Annotated in this window: 22 protein-coding genes, 1 tRNA gene and 1 riboswitch; of the genes, 9 read left to right on the top strand and 14 right to left on the bottom strand. The window is 62.1% G+C overall.

The window, feature by feature from the left end:
* Positions 1–18: 18 nt before the first annotated feature.
* Positions 19–1,209: an O-succinylhomoserine sulfhydrylase gene (locus AC0L3H_RS06960; RefSeq protein WP_128177929.1), complete on the bottom strand. Its 1,191-nt coding sequence runs from the start codon at positions 1,207–1,209 to the stop codon at positions 19–21.
* A gap of 73 nt (positions 1,210–1,282) precedes the next feature.
* Positions 1,283–1,360: riboswitch (SAM riboswitch) on the bottom strand.
* 124 nt (positions 1,361–1,484) lie between these two features.
* Here AC0L3H_RS06960 and AC0L3H_RS06955 point away from each other — a divergent pair.
* A complete protein-coding gene (locus AC0L3H_RS06955) occupies positions 1,485–2,579 on the top strand; it encodes a 2'-deoxycytidine 5'-triphosphate deaminase (RefSeq protein ID WP_473584958.1) in 1,095 nt (364 codons plus the stop codon).
* Positions 2,580–2,672: 93 nt separating this feature from the next.
* Positions 2,673–3,446, top strand: a complete 774-nt coding sequence (locus AC0L3H_RS06950) for an ABC transporter substrate-binding protein (RefSeq protein WP_023802191.1) — start codon at positions 2,673–2,675, stop codon at positions 3,444–3,446.
* A gap of 322 nt (positions 3,447–3,768) precedes the next feature.
* Here AC0L3H_RS06950 and araD1 read toward each other — a convergent pair whose 3' ends face one another.
* From araD1 to chvE, 4 genes are all read right to left on the bottom strand, one after another.
* The gene (gene araD1 / locus AC0L3H_RS06945) at positions 3,769–4,761 is read right to left on the bottom strand and encodes an AraD1 family protein (RefSeq protein ID WP_023802192.1); all 993 of its coding nucleotides are present in this window, start codon (positions 4,759–4,761) and stop codon (positions 3,769–3,771) included.
* A 289-nt stretch (positions 4,762–5,050) separates the two neighbouring features.
* On the bottom strand, positions 5,051–6,343 hold the full coding sequence (gene mmsB, locus AC0L3H_RS06940; RefSeq protein WP_128169181.1) for a multiple monosaccharide ABC transporter permease: 1,293 nt from the start codon (positions 6,341–6,343) through the stop codon (positions 5,051–5,053).
* Positions 6,340–7,872, bottom strand: a complete 1,533-nt coding sequence (gene mmsA, locus AC0L3H_RS06935) for a multiple monosaccharide ABC transporter ATP-binding protein (RefSeq protein WP_473584957.1) — start codon at positions 7,870–7,872, stop codon at positions 6,340–6,342. The genes mmsB and mmsA overlap by 4 nt, the downstream gene beginning before the upstream one ends.
* Before the next feature lie 99 nt (positions 7,873–7,971).
* Positions 7,972–9,036, bottom strand: coding sequence for a multiple monosaccharide ABC transporter substrate-binding protein (chvE, locus tag AC0L3H_RS06930; protein WP_473490473.1), 1,065 nt, complete (start codon positions 9,034–9,036; stop codon positions 7,972–7,974).
* Positions 9,037–9,371: 335 nt separating this feature from the next.
* On the opposite strand from chvE, the gene AC0L3H_RS06925 reads away from it, so the two are divergent.
* A complete protein-coding gene (locus AC0L3H_RS06925; protein ID WP_473585054.1) occupies positions 9,372–10,361 on the top strand; it encodes a LysR family transcriptional regulator in 990 nt (329 codons plus the stop codon).
* Between the two features lie 157 nt (positions 10,362–10,518).
* Positions 10,519–11,523, top strand: a complete 1,005-nt coding sequence (locus AC0L3H_RS06920) for a L,D-transpeptidase family protein (RefSeq protein WP_473584956.1) — start codon at positions 10,519–10,521, stop codon at positions 11,521–11,523.
* 655 nt (positions 11,524–12,178) lie between these two features.
* Here AC0L3H_RS06920 and AC0L3H_RS06915 read toward each other — a convergent pair.
* From AC0L3H_RS06915 to AC0L3H_RS06900, 4 genes are all read right to left on the bottom strand, one after another.
* Complete coding sequence (locus AC0L3H_RS06915) at positions 12,179–12,877, bottom strand: Crp/Fnr family transcriptional regulator (protein ID WP_091600261.1); 699 nt, start codon at positions 12,875–12,877, stop codon at positions 12,179–12,181.
* A 181-nt stretch (positions 12,878–13,058) separates the two neighbouring features.
* Positions 13,059–13,307, bottom strand: coding sequence for a DUF3606 domain-containing protein (locus AC0L3H_RS06910; RefSeq protein ID WP_473490470.1), 249 nt, complete (start codon positions 13,305–13,307; stop codon positions 13,059–13,061).
* 172 nt (positions 13,308–13,479) lie between these two features.
* Positions 13,480–13,553: transfer RNA gene (locus AC0L3H_RS06905), tRNA-Gly, on the bottom strand.
* A gap of 89 nt (positions 13,554–13,642) precedes the next feature.
* On the bottom strand, positions 13,643–15,514 hold the full coding sequence (locus AC0L3H_RS06900; protein WP_473584955.1) for an acyltransferase family protein: 1,872 nt from the start codon (positions 15,512–15,514) through the stop codon (positions 13,643–13,645).
* Positions 15,515–15,779: 265 nt separating this feature from the next.
* On the opposite strand from AC0L3H_RS06900, the gene AC0L3H_RS06895 reads away from it, so the two are divergent.
* Complete coding sequence (locus AC0L3H_RS06895; protein ID WP_473584954.1) at positions 15,780–16,043, top strand: DUF6460 domain-containing protein; 264 nt, start codon at positions 15,780–15,782, stop codon at positions 16,041–16,043.
* Positions 16,044–16,112: 69 nt separating this feature from the next.
* Here the strand turns inward: AC0L3H_RS06895 and AC0L3H_RS06890 are convergent, their stop codons facing one another.
* From AC0L3H_RS06890 to AC0L3H_RS06880, 3 genes are read right to left on the bottom strand one after another with little or no spacing between them, the layout of a single operon-like run.
* Positions 16,113–17,015, bottom strand: coding sequence for a histone deacetylase family protein (locus tag AC0L3H_RS06890; protein WP_473584953.1), 903 nt, complete (start codon positions 17,013–17,015; stop codon positions 16,113–16,115).
* A gap of 31 nt (positions 17,016–17,046) precedes the next feature.
* Entirely contained in the window at positions 17,047–18,123 is a 1,077-nt protein-coding gene (locus tag AC0L3H_RS06885) for a quinone-dependent dihydroorotate dehydrogenase (RefSeq protein ID WP_473584952.1), read from the bottom strand.
* Complete coding sequence (locus tag AC0L3H_RS06880) at positions 18,120–18,470, bottom strand: DUF952 domain-containing protein (RefSeq protein ID WP_473584951.1); 351 nt, start codon at positions 18,468–18,470, stop codon at positions 18,120–18,122. Before AC0L3H_RS06880 ends, AC0L3H_RS06885 begins: the two co-directional genes overlap by 4 nt.
* Positions 18,471–18,643: 173 nt before the next feature.
* Here AC0L3H_RS06880 and AC0L3H_RS06875 point away from each other — a divergent pair, with 173 nt between their 5' ends.
* Both AC0L3H_RS06875 and AC0L3H_RS06870 read left to right on the top strand, forming a co-directional pair.
* Positions 18,644–19,081: a hypothetical protein gene (locus tag AC0L3H_RS06875; protein WP_091600237.1), complete on the top strand. Its 438-nt coding sequence runs from the start codon at positions 18,644–18,646 to the stop codon at positions 19,079–19,081.
* Positions 19,082–19,206: 125 nt separating this feature from the next.
* A complete protein-coding gene (locus tag AC0L3H_RS06870) occupies positions 19,207–19,866 on the top strand; it encodes a response regulator transcription factor (RefSeq protein WP_287221996.1) in 660 nt (219 codons plus the stop codon).
* A gap of 9 nt (positions 19,867–19,875) precedes the next feature.
* Here AC0L3H_RS06870 and AC0L3H_RS06865 read toward each other — a convergent pair whose 3' ends face one another.
* A complete protein-coding gene (locus AC0L3H_RS06865; protein ID WP_473585053.1) occupies positions 19,876–23,364 on the bottom strand; it encodes a hybrid sensor histidine kinase/response regulator in 3,489 nt (1,162 codons plus the stop codon).
* Positions 23,365–23,611: 247 nt separating this feature from the next.
* Here AC0L3H_RS06865 and mscL point away from each other — a divergent pair, with 247 nt between their 5' ends.
* Together mscL and AC0L3H_RS06855 are read left to right on the top strand one after the other, a co-directional pair.
* A complete protein-coding gene (gene mscL, locus AC0L3H_RS06860) occupies positions 23,612–24,034 on the top strand; it encodes a large conductance mechanosensitive channel protein MscL (RefSeq protein WP_473584950.1) in 423 nt (140 codons plus the stop codon).
* 112 nt (positions 24,035–24,146) lie between these two features.
* Positions 24,147–25,313, top strand: a complete 1,167-nt coding sequence (locus AC0L3H_RS06855) for a pyridoxal phosphate-dependent aminotransferase (protein WP_128185244.1) — start codon at positions 24,147–24,149, stop codon at positions 25,311–25,313.
* A 137-nt stretch (positions 25,314–25,450) separates the two neighbouring features.
* Here the strand turns inward: AC0L3H_RS06855 and hemA are convergent, their stop codons facing one another.
* The gene (gene hemA / locus AC0L3H_RS06850) at positions 25,451–26,728 is read right to left on the bottom strand and encodes a 5-aminolevulinate synthase (RefSeq protein WP_077376755.1); all 1,278 of its coding nucleotides are present in this window, start codon (positions 26,726–26,728) and stop codon (positions 25,451–25,453) included.
* Between the last annotated feature and the right edge of the window lie 2 nt (positions 26,729–26,730).

Below are 26,730 nucleotides of genomic sequence, written 5' to 3'. Positions count from 1 at the left end.
GCAGTTCGGCGCGTATCCCTACCTGGCGGCTTTCAAGGCCTGCTCGATGTCTTCGAGCAGGTCGTCAGTGTCCTCCAGTCCGACGGACAGCCTGAGCGTGCCTGGCCCGATGCCAAGTTCGGCCCGCGCCTCGTCGCTCAGATTCTTGTGTGTCGTCGTCGCCGGATGGGTGATCAGGCTCTTGGCGTCACCGAGATTGTTGGAGATCAGCACGACATCGAGCGCGTTCTGGAAGGCGAAGGCCGCCTGCTTGCCTCCCTTGACGTCGAGGCAGATCAGCGTCGAGCCGCCCGACATCTGCTTCTTGACGATCGCCGCCTGCGGGTGATCGGCGCGGCCGGGATAGATGACGCGGACAATTTCCGATCGCTCGGCGAGGAAGTCCGCGATCCGGCCGGCACTTTCCGTCTGCTGGCGCACGCGCAGCGGCAGCGTCTCCAAGCCCTTCAGCAGCGTCCAGGCATTGAAGGGCGAGAGGCTGGGACCGGTGTGGCGGAAGTAGTCGTGCAAATTCTCGTCGATCCACTTCTTGTCCGACAGGATGATGCCGCCGAGGCAGCGCCCCTGACCGTCGATGTGCTTGGTCGCCGAATACACGACGATATGGGCGCCGAGTTGCAACGGCTTCTGCTGCAAGGGCGTGGCAAAAACGTTGTCGACGATCAGCCGCGCGCCGATCGAATCGGCAAGCGAGGCCACAGCTGCGATGTCGACGACCTCCAGCGTTGGATTGGTCGGGCTTTCAAGGAAGAACAACTTGGTGTTGGGCCTGACCGCCTTTTCCCAATTGGCGATGTCGGTGCCGTCGACCAGCGTCGCCTCGATGCCGTATTTCGGCGCCAGCGTCTCGACCACCCAGCGACAGGAGCCGAACAGCGCGCGCGCCGCCACGATGTGGTCGCCGGCCCGGGCACTGCACAGCAACGCCGCCGTCACCGCCGCCATGCCGGATGCGGTGGCGCGGGCATCTTCGGCACCTTCCAGCGCACACATGCGCTTCTCGAACATGTCGACCGTCGGATTGGCATAGCGCGAATAGATGAAGCCCGGTTCCTCGCCCTTGAAGCGGGCTTCCGCCGCCTGCGCCGTGTCGTAGACATAGCCTTGCGTGAGATACATCGCCTCGGAGGTTTCGCCGAAGCCGGAACGCAGCGTTCCTGCATGCACGAGGGCGGTCTGAGGCTTCCAGTTGCGCGTTTTGCTCGTCATCACCTTGTTCCAAACACAAAAAATGGTCCAAACACAAAAAAACCGGCCGCGAAAGTCGCAACCGGTCGTACGGCCTTTCGGCCCGACGGTCCTTTAGCGACTTGTTTAACGTGGCTGCAAGCCGACCGGCCAAATCACCACGGGATAACGATCCTTTAGACCTGCACCGCGCTTGCGTCAATTGCCGGCATGATTAAGAGGTTTGTACCAGCGGGTTCCACGGCAAGAACCTGCGACAAGACGAGACCACGCCCGGCCTTCGAGCGGAGCCAGCTTTGCGGCAGACAGGCATTCTTCCGGATCAGGATATTTCCGCGCTGTACCAGTCGGGCGCGCTGAAGTCGCCGCGCGCGCTCGACGCCGACCAGGTCCAGCCGGCCAGCCTGGACCTCAGGCTTGGCGACAAGGCCTGGCGGGTGCGCGCCTCCTTCCTGCCCGGCCCCAACCACAGGGTTGCTGAAAAACTCGACCGCCTGAAGCTGCACGAAATCAATCTCACCGATGGTGCGGTGCTGGAGACGGGCTGCGTCTATATCGTGCCGCTGCTCGAGAGCCTGGCGCTTCCGGCAAACATTTCCGCCTCGGCCAACCCAAAAAGCTCGACCGGGCGGCTCGACATCTTCACCCGGGTGATGACCGATCGCGGCCACGAGTTCGACAAGATCGCTGCCGGCTACAACGGCCCGCTCTATCTCGAAGTCAGCCCGCGCACCTTTCCGATCATCGTCCGCGCCGGCTCGCGGCTGTCGCAGATACGGTTCCGCACCGGCAATGCGCTTTTGTCGGAAAGCGAGCTGCACGAATTGCACCGTGCCGAGACGCTCGTCGCCACCGAGCCGCCGAACATTTCCGGCGGCGGCATCGCACTGTCGATCGACCTCGATGGCGACAAGGACGGGCTGGTCGGCTACCGCGGCAAGCACCACACCGGCCTGGTCGATGTCGACAAGCGCGCCGCGCAGGATGTCGTCGATTTCTGGGACCCGCTCTACAAGAGCGGCGCCGGCGAACTGGTGCTCGATCCGGACGAATTTTATATCCTCGTCAGCCAGGAAGCGGTGCATGTGCCGCCGCTCTATGCCGCCGAGATGACGCCCTTCGATCCGCTGGTCGGCGAATTCCGCGTCCACTATGCCGGTTTCTTCGATCCGGGTTTCGGCCATTCGGCCTCGGGCGGCACCGGCAGCCGGGCCGTGCTCGAAGTGCGCAGCCACGAAGTGCCGTTCATCCTCGACCACGGCCAGATCGTCGGACGGCTGGTCTACGAGCACATGCTGAAGCGGCCGCAGGCGCTCTACGGCACAGATCTCGGCTCGAACTATCAGGCGCAGGGCCTGAAACTGTCCAAGCATTTTCGCGCCGCGCGCTGATCGCCCGCTATGATCAGACCATGCTTGCCTGACCTTACGGGTCGTGCTTGGCTGTCTTAGCCGTCAATACGGTTGGAACAAGGGGAACAAAAAATGCAGATTTCAAGATGGATCGCATCGGCAGCAACAGCCGTCATGCTGGCGATGTCAGTCGGGTCGCTGTCGGCGCAAGCACAGGAAAAGTTGAAGATCGCCACTGAAGGCGCCTATCCGCCGTTCAACACCATCACCGCGGATGGCAAGCTCGTCGGCTTCGACATCGACATCACCAATGCGCTTTGCGCTCAGATGAAGGTCGAATGCGAACTTGTCACGCAGGACTGGGACGGCATGATCCCGGCGCTCCAGGCCAAAAAATTCGACGCCATCATCGCGTCCATGAGCATTACCGAGGAGCGCAAGAAGCAGGTCTCCTTCACCAATAAATACTATACGACGCCGCTTTCGCTGGTGGCCTTGAAGGACAGCGATATTGCCTCGACCGAACCGGCGGCACTCGCCGGCAAGACGGTCGGCGCCCAGGCTTCGACCACCCAGGCCGACTATGCCCAGGATGTCTATGGCAAGGCCGGCGCCGAGGCGAAGCTCTATCCAACCCAGGAGGAGGCGGTCGCCGACCTGATGAACGGCCGTCTCGATGCCGTCCTTTCAGACAAATTCGTGCTGATGGACTGGATGAAGAAGTCGAGCGACGACTGCTGCAAGATGGTCGGCGACGTCAAGGGCACGGAGACCGAAGCCGGTATCGCCGTGCGCCAGGAAGACAATGCGCTGCGCGAAAAGCTCAACGCCGCGATCGACGCGATCGTCGCAGACGGCACCTACAAGAAGATCCAGGCCAAATATTTCGACTTCGATATTTATTGAGAGGTCGAAGCTGCGCGTTCTTCCTTCTCCCCTTGTGGGAGAAGGTGGCCGAGCGAAGCTCGGTCGGATGAGGGTGTTCCGGGGACACCAACGTCTCATTCCTTCCAGCACCCCTGCCATGAAAGTAACTTCAAACTCTGTTTCATTTCAATCGGATAGCGACTTGGGCCAGGGCTCGATTTTAAAACCGATATACCAGAGAAAGCGGCCCGCGCACCTTTCATCTACGATGGCGCCCGGCGCCGGGCGATGTGTCTCATCCGTCTCGGCACTGCGCGCCGATCCACCTTCTCCCACAAGGGGAGAAGGAGAAGGTTGGCGCCTAAAGCGCCTTCACCGCCACCTTCACCGGCTGCTCGATTTCAAGCGGGTTGCGCAGCGGCAGGCCGAAATCCTTGGCCTCGATCTCGAAGACGTCGCCGGCCTCGGTCCTGACGCCGTCGGCGAAGGACAGTGTCGCGGTGCCGAACATGTGCACATGCACGTCGCCCGGCTGGCGGAAGGCCGAATACTTGAAGTGGTGATGTTCGAGATTGGCGATGGTGTGCGACATGTTCGCCTCGCCCGACAGGAACGGTTTTTCCCACAGCAGCTGGCCGTCGCGGAGGATGCGGGAGGAACCCCTGACGTCGGACGGCAGCTCGCCGATCAGGATCTCCGGCCCGAACGAAGCGTTGCGCAGCTTGGAATGCGCGAGGAAAAGATAGTTCACACGCTCGGTGACGTGATCGGAAAACTCGTTTGACAGCGTGAAGCCGACGCGGAACGGGACGCCGTCGTCGCCGATGACATAGATGCCGGCGACTTCCGGCTCCTCGCCGGCGTCCTCGGCGAAGGCGGGCGACAGAAGTGCCGCACCGGGCGCCACTGCCATGGTGCCGTTGCCCTTGTAGAACCATTCCGGCTGCACGCCGGTCTGGCCCTTGGCCGGCTTGCCGCCCTCCAGCCCCATGCGGAACATCTTCATGGAATCGGTGAGCTGCTCCTCGCCGTCGCTGCTGAGCTTCTTGTGCATGGAATCGCGGGTCGCGGCGGAGCCGAGATGTGTCAGCCCGGTGCCGGTGAGGTGGAGATGCGCCGGGTCGGGATGGTTGATCGGCGACAACAGCCGCCCCTTCTTGTAGGCGGCATCGAGGTCGACCGCTTCGCCAAAACCCTTGCGCTCGATGAGGGCGACAAGCCCGGTGCCGGTGCGCGCGGCCTCCATCGCCAGCGAATAGACGCTGCGGGCGCCGTTGATGATTCTGGTCTTGCCGCCGTTGCGGGCGACGACGCGGATGGTCTCCGCCTCGTCGAGGATCTGGGAAATCAGCATGACGTACCCTCTCTCAATTGCCTTGGCCGGCCTGCCGGTCTTGCAAGCTGTTCCTGGCGCAGCTCGGACGGTGTCCGCGCCACGGGTGAAATTCTTCGTCCGGATTGCGCTCGCGGGCCCGGTCCCCTGGGGGGACTTCCTTGCGTCGCCCGGCAGCGCCGCGATGTGACCCGTGCCTCCTAAAAGCGCGCCGCGTTTGAAAACGGGCCCGCTTTAATCCTTGCTTTCATGCATACCGTTGTCCCAACACGCTGCACACGTCTGGCGACATGCATGAGTTCCCTCGCCCTCAAGCCTTGTTTTTGTTGTAGACGTCGAAGACCACGGCGCCGAGCAGCACCAGGCCTTTGACCACCTGCTGCCAATCGACATTGACGCCCATGATCGACATGCCGTTGTTCATGACGCCCATGATGAAACCGCCGACCACCGCACCAACCACCTGACCAACGCCGCCCATCGCCGAAGCGCCGCCGATGAACACAGCGGCGATGACGTCGAGCTCGCTGCCGAGGCCGGCCGCCGGCACCGCCTGGCCAAGGCGCGCCGCAATAATCAGCCCGCCGAGCGCCGAGAGCACGCCCATATTGATGAACACCATCAGGGTCAGCCGCTCGGTCTTGATACCCGATAGCTGCGCCGCCTTGGCATTGCCGCCCATTGCGTAGATGCGACGGCCGACCGTCATGCGTTTGGTGACGAAAACGAACAGCGCAATCAGCACGCCCATCACCACGAGAACGATTGGCAGGCCCCTGTAGGTGGCGAATTGGTAGACCAGAAACAGCGCCAGGGCGCTGGTCACCAAGGTCTTGACGACGAACAGCGAGAAGGGCTCGGCTTCGTAGCCATGCCGCTCGCGGCTGCGCCGTGCCCTGAGCCCGAAATAAGCATAGGCGACCACGGCGACGATGCCGAGCACGATCGTCGTCATGTGCAGCGTCAGGCCGCTGCCGACGATTGTCTTGCCGGCGGCGTTCACCACCGGCGGTATCAGCGTCAATGAGCCGATCACGTCGGGAATGAAGCCGGAACTGAGCGCCTTGAAGCCGACCGGAAGCGGCCCCACGGAAGACCCCCCACCCAGCAGCGCCTGGCAGATGCCGCGGAAGATCAGCATCCCCGCCAGCGTGACGATGAAGCTCGGTATTCGGTGATAGGCAATCCAGTAGCCTTGTGCCGCGCCGATGGCACCACCGACGATCAGGCAGATGATCGACACCACCAGCGGATTGCTGAAAGGGCCGAGAGGCCAGATGACCATCATCATCGCCGCCAGCGCGCCGATGAAACCGGCGACGGAACCGACGCTGAGATCGATATGGCCGGAGACGATGACCAGCAGCATGCCCAGCGCCATCACGATGATGAAGCTGTTCTGCTGCACCAGGTTGCTCAAGTTCACCGGTTTGAACAGCGTTCCGGACGTCGTGTACTGGAAGAACACCATGATGGCGATAAGCGCCAGGATCAGGCCGTATTCGCGCAGGTTGGTGACCAGCGCCGAGACAGCAATGCGCGGCCCTTGCTGCACATCTTCGGCGACGCCACTTTTCGGGACGGGACCGCTTTCGGTGCTCATGATGCTTTTCCTTCTCCGCGAACGATGGCGCGCATGATCTTTTCCTGGCTGGCATCACTCGCCGCCATTTCGCCGACGATACGTCCTTCGTTCATGACATAGATACGGTCGGTGATGCCGAGCAGTTCGGGCATCTCGGACGAGATGACGATGATCGCCTTACCCTCCGAGGCGAGCCGCGCGATGATCGTGTAGATTTCATACTTGGCGCCAACGTCGATGCCGCGCGTCGGCTCGTCGAGGATCAGCACCTCCGGATTGGCGAACAGCCATTTCGACAGCACCACCTTCTGCTGATTGCCGCCTGAAAGATTGCCGGTCATCTGATAAACGCTGGACGAGCGGATGTTGGTCTTGGCCTTGTAGTCGTTGGCGACGGCGAGCTCGCGCATGTCGTCGATCACGCTGTGGCGCGACACGCCGGGAAGATTGGCCAGCGTGATGTTGTGCTTGATATGATCGATCAGATTGAGACCGTAGGTCTTGCGGTCTTCGGTGACGTAAGCAATGCCGTGTTCGACTGCCTTGCTGACAGAGGAGACATCGATGGGCTTGCCCTTAAGCAGCACCTCGCCGGTGATGCCGCGGCCGTAGGAGCGGCCGAACAGGCTCATCGCGAATTCGGTGCGTCCGGCGCCCATCAGCCCGGCGATGCCCACCACCTCACCCTTGCGGGCGTCGATATCGATACCCTTGATCACTTGCCGCTCGGCATGGATCGGATGATAGACCGACCAGTTCTTCACCTGGAGCACGACCTCACCGATGTCAGGCTCGCGCGACGGATAGCGGTCGTCCAGCGAGCGGCCGACCATCGAGGTGATGATGCGGTCTTCCGAGATGTCCTTCTTGGCCAGCGTCTCGATCGTCCGCCCGTCGCGGATGATCGTGACCTTGTCGGCGACCCGGTTGATTTCGTTGAGCTTGTGCGAGATCAGGATCGAGGTGATGCCCTGCCGCTTGAATTCGAGCAGCAGGTCGAGCAGCGCCTGGCTGTCCTTTTCGGACAGGCTCGCCGTCGGCTCGTCGAGGATCAGCAACTGCACTTCCTTGCTGAGCGCTTTGGCGATCTCGACCAGTTGCTGTTTGCCGACGCCGATATTGGTGATCAGCGTCTTGGGGTCTTCCTTGAGGCCCACCTTCTTGAGCAGAGCGCTGGTGCGCGTCTCGTTGGCGTTCCAGTCGATGATGCCGTAGCTGGCGTGTTCGTTGCCGAGGAAGATGTTTTCGGCGATCGACAGCATCGGCACCAGCGCGAGTTCCTGGTGGATGATGACGATGCCGCGGCGCTCGCTGTCGTGGATGCCTTTGAAATGGCACTCATCGCCGCGATAGACGATTTCGCCATCATAGGTGCCGGCTGGATAGACGCCCGACAGCACCTTCATCAGTGTCGACTTGCCGGCGCCGTTCTCGCCGACAACGGCGTGGATCTCGCCTTCCTCGACGCTGAGGTTGACATTCGAAAGCGCCTTGACGCCGGGAAACGTCTTGGTGATGTCACGCATCTCCAAAATCGTCTGGGCCATCGGCAATACCACTCCTGCGAGGTCCGGAAACATACCGGGGTCGTTCACTGACGAAGCGGGGCCCTGCGTTGCGCAGGACCCCGGGTTTTACGTCTGCGGTTACTTCAGTTCTTCGGCCTTGATGTAGCCGGAATCGACCACCAGTTCCTGGTAGTTCGACTTGTCGACATCATGCGGCGTCAGCAGGATCGAGGGGACGACCTTGACGTCGTTGTTGTAGGTCTTGGTGTCGAGGCCTTCCGGCTTGCCGCCCGAGAGCACCTTGTCGACGAGCTCGACCGTCGCCTTGGCGAGTTCGCGGGTGTCCTTGAACACGGTCGAGTACTGCTCGCCGGCGATGATCGCCTTGACCGAAGCGGTTTCGGCGTCCTGACCGGTGACGATTGGCCATGGCTGATCGGCCGTGCCGTAACCAACGGCGCGCAGTGAGGCGATGATACCGCGCGACAGGCCGTCATATGGCGAGAGCACGCCATCGACGCGGCTGCCATCCGAGTAGTGGGCGGAGAGCAGATTGTCCATGCGGGCCTGGGCGGTGGCTGCCAGCCAGCGGAGCGTGCCGACCTTGTCCATGCCCATCTGGCCGGACTTCACGACGAGGGTCTTGTCGTCGATCAGCGGCTGAAGAACGGACATGGCGCCGTCGTAGAAGAAGAAGGCGTTGTTGTCGTCAGGCGAGCCGCCGAACAGTTCGACGTTGAACGGACCCTTGTTCTCGGGATAGCCGAGGCCCTTGAGCAGCGATTTCGCCTGGATGACGCCGACGCCGAAATTGTCGAACGTGGTGTAGTAGTCGACATTCGGGGTTTTCTTGATCAGCCGGTCATAGGCGACGACGACGACGCCGGCGTCAGCCGCCTTCTGCAGCGCGTCCGACAAGGTGGTGCCGTCGATCGAGGCGATGATCAGTGCCTTTGGGCCCTTGGTGATTTCGTTTTCGAGCTGGCTGAGCTGATTGGGGATATCGTCCTGCGCATATTGCAGGTCGACAGTGTAGCCCAGAGCCTCGAGCTGGGACTTGACGGCGTCGCCGTCGTTGATCCAGCGCTGCGAGGTCTTGGTCGGCATCAGCACGCCGATGAGGCCTTCGCCTGACTGCGCCGGGACCGTCATGGCCGCGATGCTAAGGGCCGCGACGGCGGCCAGTGTCTTGATGATCTTCACATTAACTCTCCCTGGTTGATGGACGCGCACCCTGGGTTTCGTGGGCCGCGCGATCGTGCAGGAGCGCCAAAACGCGCCGCTGCCGCCAAATCGATCTCCGGTATCCTCCCAATCGGCCCTGAGACTCTGGTTCCGGTCGATGCGATTTTTCTCGCTGGCGACGGTCAGGTTTCAGGACGCGCAAAGGTGTGGCGCTTTGCCATAACTGTCAAATGCGATCTTTGGTAGTTGCTATACCCAAACTGGTATACTGAAAGTGGCCAAAAGAATTGAAAGTGGCCAAAAGATCGGGCCGGGATTGCCGGCCGGTCACCAGCGAGGAGCAAACGGAGATCATGGCGGCGCTACGGGATTCTGGCGGACTTTCGGATGGTTATGGGCAACGTCCCGGCAGGAGTGAGACCTTGCTGCGCAGCGGCCTCAGTCTGCGCCACATGCGCATGATCGCAGCCCTCGACGACCATGGCCGGGTCAGCGCGGCAGCCCAGGTCATGAACATCTCCCAGCCCGCCGCCTCTCGCATGATCGCCGAGATGGAGGCGGTGCTCGACGTCAAGCTGTGCGAGAGGCTGCCACGCGGCATCACGCTGACGCCCTATGGCAAGTCGTTGGCGAGGCGCGCACGTTCGATCCTGCTCGAGATGCGCGAGGTCGACCGCGAGATATCCGAGCTCAAGGCGGGCAAGGGCGGCTCGGTGTTCCTGGGCGCGGTGACGGCCCCTGCAATCGAGCTCGCCGTGCCGGCGATCCGCGAGATCCGGCGCATCTATCCGCGTATCGAGATCACCATGCAGGTCGAGACCTCCAATGTGCTGGCGCGCGAACTGATCGCCACACGTCACGATTTCATCATCGCGCGCATCCCCGAGGACCTCAATCCGCGGCTGTTCGAGGCCCGCGTCATCGGCGTCGAGAAAGCCTGCCTCATCGTGCGCCGCGGCCACCCGCTGGCCAAGGGCAAGGCGGTGCGGCTGGAGGAGACCGCCGCCTATGACTGGGTTTTCCAGTCGGGCGGCTCGCCGCTGCGCCAGGCGATGGAGAGCAATTTCCTGAACCGCAACATCGCGCTGCCGGACCGCATCCTCAACACCAGCTCGCTGCTGCTCACCCTGGTCATGGTCGCGCAGTCGGACGCCATCGCGCCGGTGTCGATCCAGGTGGCGAAGTTCATCCAGAACCCCGAGGGGCTGGCCGGCGCCATCGACGTCGTCCAGACCGAATTCGACATCGAGGTCAGGCCATACAGTCTGATCACCGTAAAAAATCGCGTGCTTTCGCCGGCGGCCAAGATGCTGCACGACTTCATTTTGCGCGAGGTGGGCTGACGGCGTTAAGTCAAGCGATCCATTGCCAATCCACTCTTCGGCCATGTCGCTTCAATCCCGGGTCGCTTCAATCAGAATATCGCTCGAGCGAAGGAACCACACCGGGCCGTGCCGCGTCATAGAAGCGGGCTCCTGTGCAGGGCCCAGGGAGCTATCGATGATCAGGCTTCTCCTCGTCTTCGCCGCGATGCTTGCCGTCGCGTGCGGCGGGGCGCGTTCGGCCACGCTGGACCTGGCGACCGTCAATCAGGCCCAATTCACCGCCGGCGAACCGAAGGAGGTCGATCCGACGGTGCTCAAGGCGCAGATTCTTTTGGATCGCGCCCGCTTCTCGCCGGGGCTGATCGACGGTCGCCTCTCAGAGAACTTCGCCAAGGCACTCGCCGCCTTTCAGCAGGCGAACGGACTCCGATCCGATGGCAAGCTCACTGCGGAGACCTGGCGCAAGCTCACGGCGACCTCCGCCGACCCGGTGCTGGTCACCCATGAGGTGACGCGCAAGGATTTGCGCGGACCTTTCACCAGGCGTATTCCGGCTCGCATGGAGAGGATGGCCCGTCTGCGGCGGCTCGCCTATCGCAACGCGTTGGAGAAGCTGGCGGAGCGCTTCCATGTCAGCGAAAAGTTGCTCAGGATGCTCAATCCGGGCGCCGGCTTCAGGAAGCCCGGCAAGACCTTGATCGTGCCTGATGTTGGCCGCGGCGATCCTCCCGCCGGCGTAGCCGGCATCGAGGTCGACAAGGGCGCTCGCCTGGTGCGCGTGCTCGATGCTTCCGGCAAATGGCTCGCAGTCTACCCCGCCTCGATCGGCAGCGATGAAAAGCCGGCGCCAAGCGGCACGGCGCAGGTCAAGCGCGTGGTGCGCAATCCGACCTATCACTACGATCCGGATTTTGCCTTCAAGGGAGTCAAGACCAAGCGTCCCTTCACCATCGCCGCCGGGCCGAACAATCCCGTGGGATCGGTGTGGATCGATCTCTCCATCGAAAGCTACGGCATCCACGGCTCGCCCGAACCTGGCAAGATCGGCACAACCTTCTCGCATGGCTGCATCCGATTGACCAATTGGGATGTCGAAGATCTCGGCCCCATGGTGCAGCCGGGCACGAAGGTCGAGTTCAAGGACGAGACCGCCGGCGCCGTCGACGAGCTTGCCCCCTAGCAAAGCGGACTGGCCCGCCACCTGCTCTCGCAAGGCCCGGGCGCGCGCCGGAGACGATGCCGGATGACGTCCTATGGACCTGGCCTTCAGGCCGGTGGCGAGCTACGAGGTGGCTGAAGACCCGTCCGACGACCCCGGCAAACGATCGCGAATGGCTTCCTCAGTTTTGTTTGCGGTCGATTCCACAACTTTGCCGACCTTGCCTGCTAGGGTGCCTGCATCTCCACCCGAGCCTTGCCGGTCGGCCTCTTCCTTGACCGTTTCGTAGGCCTCGGAAGGCTCATGGTCGGACTGCATAATGACGCGCCACGCCTAGCTCTCATTAAGGTCAAAGCTCACCGGAAGGTTGTAGTCTATTGCACGATTGGCAATCATGTTCGCCAGGTCGGAATCTGAGACCGAACATGCCGGTACGGTCTGTTTGAGCGCCTTAACGGCGAGCCCCGTCGATATGAAACTATGGCGCCGCCTCCGACTATTTACATACTGTTCGATGAGATTTTCGAGCTCACGCATGTGCAATCCTTCTTTGACGTCAACTGTGCCAATTGAACCCAGCCGTAATCGATCCGGAGCGAGGGCTCATTCACATTGTTTATTTGACGAGAAATCTTGATGCCGCATCAGTGCGCCGACGCGTCTTGGCCGAGGGCGGTCACCGTGGCTCATGGAAGAGATTTAGGTAAGTCGTATCAAAGTCGGCCAGTAAGGCCAATCGCTGGAAATCAAGGATAACAATCCTCCGGTCTTTCCAGATAACCAGGTCCTTCGCTCGAAGCTCCTGCAGTGTCCGATTCACGTGAACTACAGATAGACCAAGCACGTCCCCCATTTCCGCTTGCGTCAGTGGAATAGCGAACTTCTGGTCAGAGGCCAATCCGACTATCTCTAATCGGACATACAACTCGCAAATTATATGTGCGAGATGCTGTTTGGCGGAGCGACGCCCGAGGCAGGTTATCCAAGTCCTTTGGATCGAGGCGTCGATAGTCGTCGAAAGCCAGAGCATCCGGGTGAGATGTGGACTTCCACCCATTGCTGTAAGCAGGTCTTTGTGTCGAATGAAAACTACATCGCACGAACCCAGCGCGCTCACGCTGTGATCCATCACTTTTAGCAGTAAACTATGCAGATCGACGAAGTCACCCGGCACGTGAATTGCCGTTATTTGACGCTTTCCTTCCCGAATAGCCTGGTTTCGAACTGCGAACCCATTCGCGACAAGGCAGCTTTCGGTGGGGCGGGATCCCTCCCTGACGATCTCCTCATCGGGTCCGAAAGTTACCGGCCGAACCGGAAGAGCCTCAATGAGCGCGATCTCGTCTGGCGGCAGGGTGTCGCGGCGGTCGAGCATCTGAACCAGGAGGTCTTTGCCGAACATCGCGGTGCCTTTTGAGCAGATCAGGCATCGAGTTCCAGCGGCTCGTGCCAATTGACATGCCGCAGGTCCCGAGCATCTACGACTTGGCCGCCTGTCGGACACAGATAGAAAAGGTCGCTCTCATGTTTGACTTCTTCGCTATGTCGCTTGCCGGTCATGGGCGGCTCTGGTTGTGAAAAGTTCGGTCGTCGTTCGAGATCCGTTCTTGTGTGGTCACGGCGTTTCCGAGCTTCCGAGCCTCCCGATAAAGGGTCTCGCGATCATTGCCGTGCTTGCCAAAAAGCTCGCGGATCTGCGGTATTGAGAGGCCGAACTTGGTAGCGAAATAGCGGAATTCATAGTCTTGGTCGCGCGCGACGCGGTTTCCGTCGCCAGAACCTCTATTGCCCTTGTCGTCGGCCATTTTGGTTCCTCCCTGGCTGGCCTTCAGATCAAACGCAACGCGGATCGGCATCTTTTGTTGCCGCCTCTTATTAGAATCACGTTATGTTCTGTTCAGCTGATATAGGCCGCTCACCTGGACCTGATGATGTGGTCCTGTGAGGTGCGGCGCCGGCCGGCCCGACTGGGTAAGCTGGAGCGGGTAGCGGGAATCGAACCCGCGCGTTCAGCTTGGGAAGCTGACAGGCTACCATTACATCATACCCGCGCAGCAGCCTCGTTACCACGCAAGCCGGCATTCGGGCAATCGTTATGCGTGCACTCGTGTGCGCTCATGCCTTGCCAGCCGCCAGACTGTTATTCCGTCGTGGCAACGGCATCGTCTGAGGCAAAGGCCGGCCAGTATTTCGAAATTGCCAGCGTGGCCCCGACGGTAGAAAAATGGCCGTAGTCGAAATAGAGGAACTGGCCTGCGTCTGCGTAGGAGCAGCGTCCGGCGCTGCAGAGGAAATTCAGCGGATCGATGAAGGTGGCGCCTTTGGTAAATGCGCGCACACGGTTGTTGATGTCGGGATCCATGGCCATTGGCCACGATGTATCATCGAGATTTTCGCGCTTTGCGAAGAACGCGATTTTCCGAACATCGGTTATGAACTGCGGGGACTGGCCGATGACAAAAACGCGCACACCCAGGCCACGAAGCGTATCGATCGTTTGCTGGAGACCGTCGAAACTTCTGGCCTCATAATCGGTCCACCGACCGCTGAGCACGACCGTCTTGATGCCAGCGTCCTGGACAATCTTCAGGGCTTGCTGATTGAACCGCATGCAATCCGGGCGTCCATAGGAGAAGTAGGACAGAATCGGGGGACAGCCCGCGTAGGTGTATTCCACGATATTGGCCCGGAGTTGATTTATGTTGGCGTCCAGGCCTGGAACATAGTGGGCGGCGAACGAGTCACCCCACAACAAAACGGTTGTAGGGAAGCCGCGTGTGCGCGTGCAATCCTCGATATTCCAGTTTTCGATCCGGCTGCCGCCCTCGTTGAAACAGGTGCCATTGCCCCAGTCCCCGACAGGAATCCGCTGTTGGACATAATCTGGAAAGCGTTGCGGAAAGCCGTTGCCGAGCGCCCCGGCCGCCCCGCCAAGGCAAAGAACAGCGATTGCGCCCGCTGAAAAGGCGAAGATGGGCGCTGGGGCGGTGAAGCTCCTTTTCTGCCGAAACGGCTGCTCGACGTATTTCCAGGAAAACGCAGCCAGCGCGAAGCTTGCTACCGTCAACGCAACGGTCATCGAGGGGTCGAATTCTTCCAGTGAGAGATAGTGCGCAAACGCATTGATCGGCCAGTGGACAAGATACAGCGAATAGGAGATGAGGCCGATCCAGACCAGCGGTCGGACTTCGAGCAGGCGGGTAATGATCGTCGAGGGGCTGTTTTGGCCGACATAGATAAGCAGGACCGTTCCGACGCAAGGATACAAGGCGTTGTAGCCCGGGAACGGATCGCTTTCCGAAATCGTGAAGAACCCGATGGCAAGAAGGCCAAATCCGGCCAACCCGAGCAGTTCCATAAGAAACCGGCTGCTCAGGGGCGGGGGGCGTTTCAGCATGAGCACGGCGCCCAGCATGAGCTCCCAGATCCGTGTCGGCAGCAGGTAGAATCCCGCGTTTGGCGCCAGCCACGTCGCCATGACCGCCAGCACGAAGCTGCCGAGGATGATCGGCAGGAGTATCGCCAGCCAGCGTTTGCCAAAATAGCGATAGATCAGGAACATCAGGATCGGGGCAAAGATATAGTACTGCTCCTCGACCGAAAGCGACCACGTATGCAACAGCGGTCGGAGCTCGGCATCGATCGAGAAGTAATTTGACGTTTTCCAGAAATAGATGTTCGACCAGAAAGTCGAAGCCGCTATGACGCTGAGACTGAATTCATGCAGATCCGACGGTAGAAGAATGAACAGGGCCGCAATACAGGTGAGAAGCGTGACAAAGATCAGCGCCGGCAGGATGCGCCGGGCGCGGCGCCAGTAGAAGCTGACGATCGAAAACTGGCCGCGTTCAAGGTCGTCCAGCAGGCTTCCGGTGATCAGGTAACCAGATATGACGAAGAAGATATCGACGCCGGTAAAGCCGCCTGGAATTGCCGAGATGCCGAAATGGAAGAGTACGACCGGCAGTACCGCAACGGCCCGAAGACCATCGATATCGCGCCTGTACTTCATTCAAGAAGCCCTGTGTTCGCAAGTCACGGTGAGGCGGCGCAGTCCGTCCATCACCGGGCGATGAGTCTGGCAGGTCGATATCAACTGGTTACCCTCTGTCGCCCAATTTTGCTGCACTGCAACATAAGTGTCAAGAGCACAATTCGGCAAAGCGCCGCCCAGAGCAACTGAGTAGCAACTGAGCGATCGCCTTGATGCCGGGCGGCCAAGTGCGTATTTCTGGAGTTGTGCCCGAATCGGGGCAACCGAAATCTGGAGACACGCCTTGTCCGCACTGACGCGCTTTCTCGGCGACACGCCGCTCCGGGTGCTCCTGAAGCTGCTGGTGCTGTCGTTCCTCGTCGGCCTTATCATGAACGCTTTCGGCTGGTCGCCGATGGATGTGCTCTACGGCATCCGCAATGTCTTCGTCGATCTCTGGAACCTGGGCTTCCGCGCTATTGACCGTTTCCTCGGCTACATCCTTCTCGGCGCGGCGATCGTCATTCCAGCCTTCATCCTGCTCAGGATCGCCAACTACCGGAAATAGAGCAGACGCCGAACCGAAGGTTAGCGTGCGATAACGGAAGCCGGATTCGAGGCCAAAACCGTAAGGCGGTTAGGCGAAGCCCGAGGCCGTTTCGAACAGGATGGCGTGGCGCGCGGCCAAAGCCGCCACGTCAGTCGAATAGCCGCCGCCGATAACGCCGCAGACCGGGATGCCGAGCGCGCGGAAATGACGGATCACCATGTCGTCGCGCGCACGCAGCCCGTCGTTCGACAGCGACAACCTGCCGAGCCGGTCCTCGGCATGAACGTCGATCCCGGCATTGTAGAAAACAATGTCCCAGCGCGCCCTGGCGGTGAGTTCCGGCAGGATGCCGCCCAACCTTTCGAGATAGGCCGCATCGCCGATGCCGTCGGGCAGGGCGATATCGAGGTCGGAAGCGATCTTGCGCGTCGGATAGTTACGATCGCCATGCATGGAAAAGGTGAAAACGCGCCGTTCAGCGCCCAAAATGTCGGCCGTGCCGTCACCCTGATGCACGTCGAGATCGACGATCAGGATATTGCCGGCGGCTGCTTCGGCAAGCAGCACCAGTGAAGCCACCGCAACATCGTTGAAGGTGCAGAAGCCGGCGCCTTGCGCGCGCCGCGCATGATGGCTGCCGCCGGCGGTATTGCAGCCAATACCGTTCAGCAACGCCAGCCGCGCCGCCAGCACGGTGCCACCCGTTGCGAGTTGCGCCCTGAGCGAGACGCGCGGGCCTACCGGAAAGCCGATCTCGCGCTCGATTTTTTCTGGCACTTCGCAGGCCAGCACCTGGTCGACATAGCCGGCGGCATGGGCAAGCTTCAGCCATGATGCCGGGGCCGGCTCGGGCATGTTGAGCGCGGCGTGGCCGGCCAGTCCGCGCGCGCCCAAGGCTTCCATCAGCAGCTTGTATTTGCTCATCGGAAAACGATGGTTGACGGCAAAACCGGCGTCGTAGTCGGGATGATGAACGATCTGCAGGGGCATGAGCGGCAGGTGCTTTTAGAGCGACTTCGGGTTAGAGCGGCTTGGATGCCCATCGGTCGAGGCTGGTATCGCGCAACTCGCGCAGTGATTTGAGCCGTTGCATGTCGGCGAACCGGACCATACCCGCAACAATGCGGCCCGGCAGTGCCGGCCCGGCATAGATCATGCCGGTGTAGAGCTGGACGAGATCGGCGCCGGCGCGGATCTTTTCGAGTGCGGTCTCCGCGGAATCGACGCCGCCGACGCCGATGATGGCGGGGTCCGGGCCAAGCAGTTTGCGCATCTTTGCCAGCACGATGGTCGAGCGCTCGAACAGCGGTTTTCCCGAAAGCCCGCCGGTCTCGCCGGCAAGGCCGGCGCTGCGCAGCCGCGGCCGCGCGATGGTGGTGTTGGAGACGATGACGCCGTCTATTGCTTTCTCGGTGACCTCGGCGGCGATGTCCTCCAGTTCGGCCTCGACCAGATCCGGCGCGATCTTCAGAAAGATGGCCGGCTGCGCGGCCGCTGCCGCACGTGCGGCCACGACGCGCGACAGCAACTCGCCAAGCTGTTCACGCGCCTGCATGTTGCGCAGGCCCGGCGTGTTCGGCGAGGAGATGTTGACCGTCAGATAGCTGGCGTAGGACGCAAACCTGGCAACGCCGCGTTCATAGTCACCGACGCGGTCTGTGCTGTCCTTGTTGGCGCCGATATTGACGCCGACGATGCCGGCGCGGCCCTTGCGGGCGGCAAGCCGTTGTTCGGCGGCCGCGTGACCCTCGTTGTTGAAGCCCAGCCGGTTGATCACCGCGTCGTCTGATGTCAGCCGGAAAATGCGCGGCTTCGGGTTGCCGGCCTGCGGCAGCGGCGTGATCGTGCCGACCTCGGCAAAGCCGAAGCCAAGGCCAAGCAGCGCATCGGGAACCTCGGCGTTCTTGTCGTAGCCGGCGGCCATGCCGAGCGGATTGGGGAAATCGATGCCGCAGACGCTGACTTTCAGCCTGTCGTCGCGCACGGTTCTCCCGCCTGTCGGCAGCCCGCATTTCAGCGCCGCGATCGACAGGCCGTGGGCTGCTTCTGGATCGAATGCGAACAGGAACCTCTGGCCGAGCCGGTCGAGCACGCTCATTCGGCCTCCAGCGTCGGGAATTGGTGCAGGCCATCGGTGCCGAGCGGCAATGATTGCACCCAGACGACGACGTTGAGGTCGAGCGGGCCGTAAAGATGCGGGAACAGCGCACCACCGCGCGAGACCTCGTATTTCAGCGCATCACCCAGTCTGGCGCCATCGACGGCGACCAGCAGCAGCCCGGTCCGGCCGGCAAAGTGTTTTGCCGCGGTTTCCCTAGCCTGGCCGGCGGTGGAAAAATGAATGAAGCCGTCGGCGACATCGATCGGCGCGCCGGTGAAGCGGCGATTTCTTTCGGCCTCGCGCCACAGCGGTTCAGGCACTATCTTGTAGATAAGCTGAGACATGGTTGCGCTATAGTCCGAACCAATCGTACGGGGAAGAGGCAAGCAGGTTCCGGAAAAGTGTCACACGGTTTTCCGACAGGAACCTGCGTCAAGGTAAAGGCCAGGGTTCTTCCCCATTTCCGGCGCAAACATGCGATAAGATTATGCTTACTGGCCTATGGAGGACAAACAATATGCGTCCGCAGCACGTCTTGATCCCTGCAGCCCTCGTCTCGCTCGTCGCGGCATCAGCCTTTTCCGAGGAAGCCGACCGCTACCGGTTGGAAAAGTCGGCCACCGGCTATGTCCGCATGGACACGCAGACCGGTGCGATGTCGATCTGTGAGGAGCGTTCCGGCCAGCTCGTCTGCAAGATGGCGGCCGATGAACGCGCCGCCTTCCAGGACGAGATCGACCGGCTGCAAAATTCGGTGAAGGCGCTCGACCAGCGCGTCGTCAAGCTCGAGAACTCGCTTGCCGCCCGCTTTGAGTCGACATTGCCCAGCGAGGAGGATTTCAACAAGACGATGAGCTACATGGAGCGCTTCCTGCGCGGCTTCATGGGCATCGTCAAGGACATGGAAAAGGACAGCGGCGAGGATGGCCTCAAGCCCAATTCGCAAAAAACCTGAGCACCGTTCACCGGGGAAGCCCGGCGCACCGGCTTGCCGCTTGAAAACGGCTGATATCGCCGCATAATCGTTCGACTGATCCCGTAAGAAGCAGACAATCACCAATGGGATTCGGGGAGGGCCATGTGCCGTCGGGCTATACTTTCGTCGTCGCTGACGATCATCCGCTTTTTCGCGGCGCGCTGAGAGAGGCGCTTGCCGGCATCGGCGACGTCGCCGGCATTCATGAGGCCGGCGATTTCGAAAGCGCCAAGGCGCTGGTCGTGGCCAATGAGGACGTCGATCTGGTGCTGCTCGACCTGTCGATGCCGGGCGCGAGCGGCCTTTCCGGCCTGATCTCGCTGCGCGGCATCCATCCGACGGTGCCGCTGGTGGTGGTGTCGGCGCATGACGATCCGGTGACCATCCGGCGCGCGCTCGACCTCGGCGCTTCGGGTTTCATCTCCAAATCGGCCAGCATGGAGGAGATCCGCAGCGCTGTGCAGTCGGTGCTTGCCGGCGACATCGCTGCGCCCACCGGCATCGATCTCGGCGTCGAGCGCGATCCCGAGATATCCGATCTGATCAAGCGGCTGCAGACGCTGACGCCGCAGCAGACGCGCGTGCTCGGCATGCTGGCCGAAGGTCTGCTCAACAAGCAGATCGCCTACGAGCTCGGTGTCTCCGAAGCGACGATCAAGGCGCATGTCTCGGCCATTCTGCAGAAGCTTGGCGTCGACAGCCGCACCCAGGCGGTGATCCTGCTGTCCAAGATCGGCAGCGACCCGCTGGCGGCGGCCGGCTGACCTCCGGCGCTACTCGGCTGCCGACGCCAGCGGTCTGACCCTCGCCATCATCGAGCGCAGCACCGCTGGTTTGAGCGGCTTGTTGATCACCGGTACGTCGAGCCTGCCGGCGCTGGCGCGCACCTCGCTCGAGCGGTCGGCGGTGACCAGCACCGCCGGCACGTCATGGCCATGGATAGCGCGCAGTTTGGCGATCGCGTCAAGGCCGGTCTCGCCGTCGAGATGATAGTCGGCAAGCACGATGTCGGGTCGACGCATGCCGGACCCCTCGAGGTCCCCCGAGCCGGCAAACGTGTCGACGCTGCAGCCCCAGCCTTCGAGCAGCAGCCGCATGCCGTCGAGGATGCGGGCGTCGTTGTCGATGCAGAGCACGCGGAGCCCGGCAAGCGAAGCAGCCGTGCGGACCGGCGCCTTGGCCTCGATCTCGCGCCGCGGCTCCTGCACTGCCGCGACCGGCAGGACGACGGAAAAGCGTGTGCCCTTGCTCGGGCTTGAAAATATCTGGAGTTCGAGGCGCAAGACGCGAGCGATGCGGTCGACGATCGAAAGGCCGAGCCCCAGGCCTTCGGCTTCGCGGGCACCCTCATCGAGCCGGGTGAATTCGTGAAAGACCGTGTTCAGCTTGTCGGCGGCAATGCCGATGCCGGTGTCGATCACCTGTATCTCGGCCAGTTCGCCGCGCCGCCGCACGCCGACCAGGATGCGGCCATGGCGGGTGTATTTGATGGCATTGGATACGAGGTTCTGGATCAGGCGGCGCAACAGATTGCGGTCAGTCGTCACGCTGAGCGACGATGGCATGATCGTCAGGCTGAGTTTCTTCTCGGCGGCAAGCGGCTGAAAGTCGTTGCCGATCTGGCGCAGCAGTCCGTCCAGGCTGAAGGCCGTGTCGTCCGGTTTCATCGCGCCGGCGTCGAGACGGGAAATGTCGAGGACTGCGCCGAGAATGGTCTCGACCGATTCCAGCGAGGATTCGATGTTGATCGCGGCCTTGCCCGCAGGTCCCTTGCCGGCCTTTTCGATCAGCGACGAGCAATAGAGACGAGCAGCGTTCAGCGGTTGCAGGATGTCATGGCCGGCGGCAGCGAGGAAGCGGGTCTTGCCGAGATTGGCCTCCTCCGCCAGCATCTGCGCCTGTGCCAGCTCCTCGTTGACGCGGGTCAATTCGACGGTGCGGTTCTTGACGCGCTGTTCGAGCGTTTCATTGGCGCGCTTCAGCGCCAGATCCTGCTCAACGCGGCCGGAAATGTCGGCATAAGTGGCAACGATGCCGCCATCCGGCATCGGGTTGGAGCGCAATTCCAGGATGCGGCCGCTGGTCTTCAGCTCCATCTGCCAGGGGCTGACGAAGCTGGTGAGGCGGTTGAGCATCGCCACCCGCTGGTCGGCCGGAATGTCGCCGCGCTCGGCAAGGTGGCGCAGGATGCGGTCGAGCGAGACGCCGACCTGGCCCATCTCGTCGGGCAGGTCGAACAGCGCCCGATATTGGCGGTTCCAGCAGATCAACCGGAAATCCCTGTCGAAGACGGTGATGCCCTGTTCCATCTGGTCGAGCGCGATCTGCAGCAGGTCGCGGTTGTGCTGCAGCGCTTCGGTGGCGTCGTCGAGCAGGCGAAAGGCGTCCTTCGCCTCTCGATCATTGCGGCGCAGCAGCAGCGACAGGATGAGCCGCGCCGAAGAGGAGCCGACGGCACTTGCCAGAAGCTGCTCGGAGAAACGGATGACGTCCATGCTGGCCTGCTCGTTGCCGTGCAGCGAAGCGCCGTTGCTCTTTTCGAACGACTGAAACGACCGTTCAGTGCGTTCGACGCCAAGATAGCGCGCGATGGTGTCCTTGAGGTCGTTGACGGTGACGGTGGTGCGGAAGCGGCGCAGGCTCGGCATCGGGCTCGCCTCGCGCGGCACGAAAATCGACGCCTGGATGCGCTCCAGCGGCACCGACGCGCGCGACAGCGAGCCGAGCACGAAGAACAGCGTGTTGACCGACAGGCTCCACAGGACACCGTGGTTCAGCGGCTCGGCGACGGTGCCAAACAGTGCTTGCGGCCGCAACGCTTCGAAACCGAACAGGCCGTGGACGACGATGCCGGTATCGGACGCGGCGAGCGAAGGAAGCAGCAGCGTATAGCTCCAGACGACGATGCCGGCGACCATGCCGAGCGCCGCCCCCCTGCCGTTGGCGCCGCGCCAGATCAGTCCGCCGATCAAGGCCGGCGCGAACTGCGCGATCGCGGCGAACGACATCAGGCCGATCGAGGAGAGCCGCGCGCTGTTGGTGCTCTCGCGATAATAGAGGAAGGCGACGAACAGCATGATGAAGATCGCCGCCCGTCGCACGTTGAGGATGAGCGCTGACCAGTCCTCGTTCTCGGATGTCGTGGTCTTGAGCAGGCGACGCACAAACAGTGGAATGACGAGATCGTTGGAGATCATGATCGACAGCGCGACGCTTTCGACGATCACCATCGCGGTCGCCGCCGACAGGCCGCCGATGAACGCCGCCATGGCCAACACATCGTGACCGCTGAGCAGCGGCAGCGACAGGACATAGAGGTCGCTGCTGGTCCTGGTGCCGACCAGCGCCAGGCCGGCGAGCGCGATCGGCAGCACGAAAAGGTTGATCGCCACCAGATAGAGCGGAAACACCCATGTCGCGGTGCGCAGTTCGGCCTCGCTGCGGTTCTCGACGATGGTGACATAGAACTGGCGCGGCAGCATGATGATGGCGAAACCGCTCAAACACGTCAGCACCAGCCAGGTTGCGAGCGAGGTGCTGTAGCCCATCGCTTGCTGAACTTGCGAATTCTCGGCGAGCTTGTCGACCATATCGCCCGGGCCGCCGAAGATCAGGAAGGTCACCATCAGGCCGATCGCCAGGAAGGCGGCGAGCTTGACCACAGTTTCGACCGCTACCGCCAGCACCAGCCCGTCCTGGTGTTCGGTGGCGTCGGCGTGGCGCGTGCCGAACAGCACCGCAAACAGCGCAAGCAGCATGGCGACGACCAGCGAGATGTCGCTGACGAATGGATCGAACGAAGGCGGCGAGCCGGTATAATGCTCGACCATTAGGCTGACCGAGCCGGAAATCGCCTTCAACTGCAGTGCCATGTAAGGCACCGCGCCGATCGTCGCGATCAGCGTGGCGATCGCTGCCACGGCAAAACTCTTGCCGTAGCGGGCGCCGAGGAAGTCGGCGATCGAAGTGATCTTCTCTGTCTTGGCCAGCCTGACGATGCGCCGAAGCAGCGGAAAGCCGAACACGAACACCAGCACCGGGCCGATATAGATGCCGAGGAATTCGAGGCCGCGCTCGGAGGAAAGGCCGACCGAGCCGAAGAAGGTCCAGGAAGTGCAGTAGATCGCCAGGCTGAGCGCATAGATGAAGGGCCGGGCCCGGTCAGGCCCGGATGTCGTCGAGCGTTGGTCGCCGAGGCTGGCGATGACGAACAGCAACGTCACATAGGCGATCGCGATGATGACGATGAACCAGCCCTGCACGGCCCAAAAATCCTCCCTTGCCGGTTTTTGCATCCGGCCTGCTGAGACGCAATCACAGCTTGGCGATCAAGTCCATCGCGGCTTTCGGCGCAGGATGGCTGCGGGTTCGGGAAATTTTGGCCGGAACCGGTCTTTTGCCGATGCTGCAACCGCAGGTTTTTGCTATTGTGCCAGTGGGGGGAACGAAGCGGGGCCGAACGAAGCGGGCAGAGGCGGCGGCCTGGCCCGTCAGGGCAAGGAGGGTCGGATGCTGAAAGAATTCCAGGAATTCATTTCCAGGGGCAATGTCATGGACCTGGCCGTCGGCGTCATCATCGGCGCCGCCTTCGGCAAGATCGTCGAATCCCTAGTCAACGACATCATCATGCCGATAATCGGGGCGATTTTCGGCGGACTCGACTTCAACAATTATTTCCTGCCCTTGTCCTCAGCGGTCAACGCCACATCGCTGGCGGAAGCCAAGAGGCAGGGCGCAGTCTTCGCCTATGGCAGTTTCATCACCGTGGCGCTGAACTTCATCATCCTCGCCTTCATCATCTTCCTGATGGTCAAAGCGGTGAACGATCTGCGCAGGCGGCTGGAGCGTGAGAAGCCCGTTGCGCCTGCTGCCGCTCCGCCGGCCGATGTCGCGCTGCTCACCGAAATTCGCGATCTCCTCGCTAGGAAATAGCGCAGGGGCAAGATCTCTGGACCAAAACCCCGGTCGATTTCGGCGGGGGTTTTCTATTTTCGCCTGTCGCAAAACACGCTAGCTGTCCGGAAGGCGAAAAACGGATCCATCCATGACCCTGATCGAGAATTTGCGCGCCGAGGCCCGGGCCGCGCCCGAAAGCGGCATTGTCGCCGTCATGAACCGCGGCCGCGACCGCGACGGCATGATCCCGCTCTGGGCCGGCGAGGGCGACCTGCCGACGCCCGCCTTCATCACCGATGCCGCTGCCCGGGCGCTGGCCGGCGGCGAAACCTTTTATACCTGGCAGAAAGGCATCCCCGAACTGCGCCAGGCGCTCGCCCGCTATTACATCAGGCATTTCGGCAAGAGCTTCGCCGAGCAAGAATTCATCGTCACCGGCTCTGGCATGCATGCCATCCAGCTGGCGCTCGACGCTGTCGCCGGCAATGGCGACGAGGTCGTCTATCTGTCGCCGGCCTGGCCGAACTTCGCCGCAGCCGCCGGCGTGGCGGGCGCCGTCCCGGTCGCAGTCACGCTCGACCAGTCCGGCAATGGCTGGTCCTGCGACATCGGCAAGATCGAGGCGGCGATCACGCCAAGGACAAAGGCGCTGTTCGTCAACACACCGTCCAACCCGACCGGTTGGACCGCCGACAGGCAGACGCTGCAGGCGATCCTCGACCTTGCCCGCGAACGGGGGCTGTGGATCATCGCCGACGAGATCTATTCGCTGTTCCACTACGGCGACAGCCGCGCGCCGTCCTTCATCGACATCATGGCCGACGAGGATCGCATCCTGTTCGTCAACAGTTTTTCCAAGAACTGGTCGATGACCGGCTGGCGGGTCGGCTGGATCAAGGTCCATCCCTGCCTGCAGCAGGTGTTCGAGAACCTGGTCCAGTATTCGACCTCCGGCGTTGCCCAGTTCATGCAGCGCGGCGCGGTCGTCGCCCTCGACGAAGGCGACGCCTTCATCGTCGAGCAGGTGGAGCGGGCGAGGGCGGCGCGTGACCTGGTCTGCGGCATCCTGGCTGCGACCGGCAGGGCACGCTTTACCGTGCCGCAGGGCGCGTTCTATCTGTTCTTCGCAGTCGACGGCATCACCGATTCACGCGCCGCCGCCTTCGACATCGTCGACCGCGCCAATGTCGGCCTGGCGCCCGGAACCGCATTCGGTCCCGGCGGCGAAGCCTTCCTCAGGCTATGCTTCCACCGCCGCCTCGACCAGCTCGAGGAGGCCGCGCACCGGCTGGCGAAGTGGATGAAAAGTGTGTGAGGTTGTTGAGGTCCGCGCCAAGCCGGACAGCTGCGAACCGTTGCACTCCTTGGCCAACGTAACGGCATGGATCTTAGGGTCTGCGCCGCGTCGCTTCGCTCCTTGCTACGTCCTAGGAAGACGAAGGTAGCGGAAGCTCAGCCGCCGGACTTCGGCACCAGCAGCGGAATGACGCGGTCGCTTTCCCTCACCGCCGGCCGGCCCGCAGAACCGTAAGAGATGCCCAAGGCATCCCAGGTCTCGACCAGCGCGTCCTGAAGCGCCGCGATCAGCTGATCCGAATGGAATGGCGTCGGGGTGATGCGCAGCCGTTCGGTGCCGCGCGGCACGGTCGGGTAGTTGATCGGCTGGATGTAGATGCCGTGGACGCCGAGCAGGCGGTCGCTGGCCATCTTGCACAGTTCGGGATCGCCGACGAGCAGCGGCACGATGTGGGTAGCGGAGTCCATCACCGGCAGGCCCGCGGCAGTAAGAACCTGCTTCGTCCGCGTCGCCTGGCGCTGCTGCGCGGCGCGTTCGGCCTGTGAGCGCTTGAGATGGCGGATGGACGTGGTCGCCGCGGCGGCAATGGCCGGCGGCAGCGCCGTGGTGAAGATGAAGCCCGGCGCATAGGAACGCACGGCATCGATCACCGCACTTGTGCCGGTGATATAGCCGCCGAGCGTGCCGAACGCCTTGGCCAGCGTGCCTTCGATGATGTCGATACGGTCGGCCAGCCCTTCGCGCTCGGTGATGCCGCCGCCGCGCGGTCCGTACATGCCGACGGCATGCACCTCGTCGATATAGGTCATGGCGTTGTAGCGCTCGGCAAGTTCGACGATCTGTTTGATCGGCGCGATATCGCCATCCATCGAATAGACGCTCTCGAAGACGATCAACTTGGCGCGCTCGCGGCCCGCCGCCTGCAGTAGGCTTTCGAGATGCGCAACGTCGTTGTGGCGGAAGATCTTCTTCTCGGCGCCCGAACGCCGCACGCCCTCGATCATCGAGGCGTGGTTCAACTCGTCCGAGACGATCAGGCAGTTGGGCAGCAGCCGGGCAATGGTCGAGATCGAAGCTTCGTTGGAGACGAAGCCGGAGGTAAAGACGAGCGCGGCTTCCTTGTCGTGCAGGTCGGCCAGTTCCAGTTCGAGCTCGACCAGCGGATTGCTGGTGCCGGAGATGTTGCGGGTGCCACCGGCGCCGGATCCCATCTTGCCGGCGGCGTTCTGCATCGCGGCGATGACGTCGGGATGCTGGCCCATGCCGAGATAGTCGTTGGAGCACCAGACGGTGATTTCCTGGGCGCGGCCGTTGGCGCGCCAGATGGCGCGTGGGAAGTTCCCCACGATGCGCTCGAGGTCGGCGAAGATGCGATAGCGGCGCTCGGCGTGGAGCTGGTCGATCGCGTCTTCGAAGAACCGCTGATAGTTCATTT

Source organism: Mesorhizobium sp. WSM4816, assembly GCF_055811535.1.
Note: the sequence above shows the minus strand (reverse complement) of the source record. Positions and strands in the feature narration are given on the sequence as shown.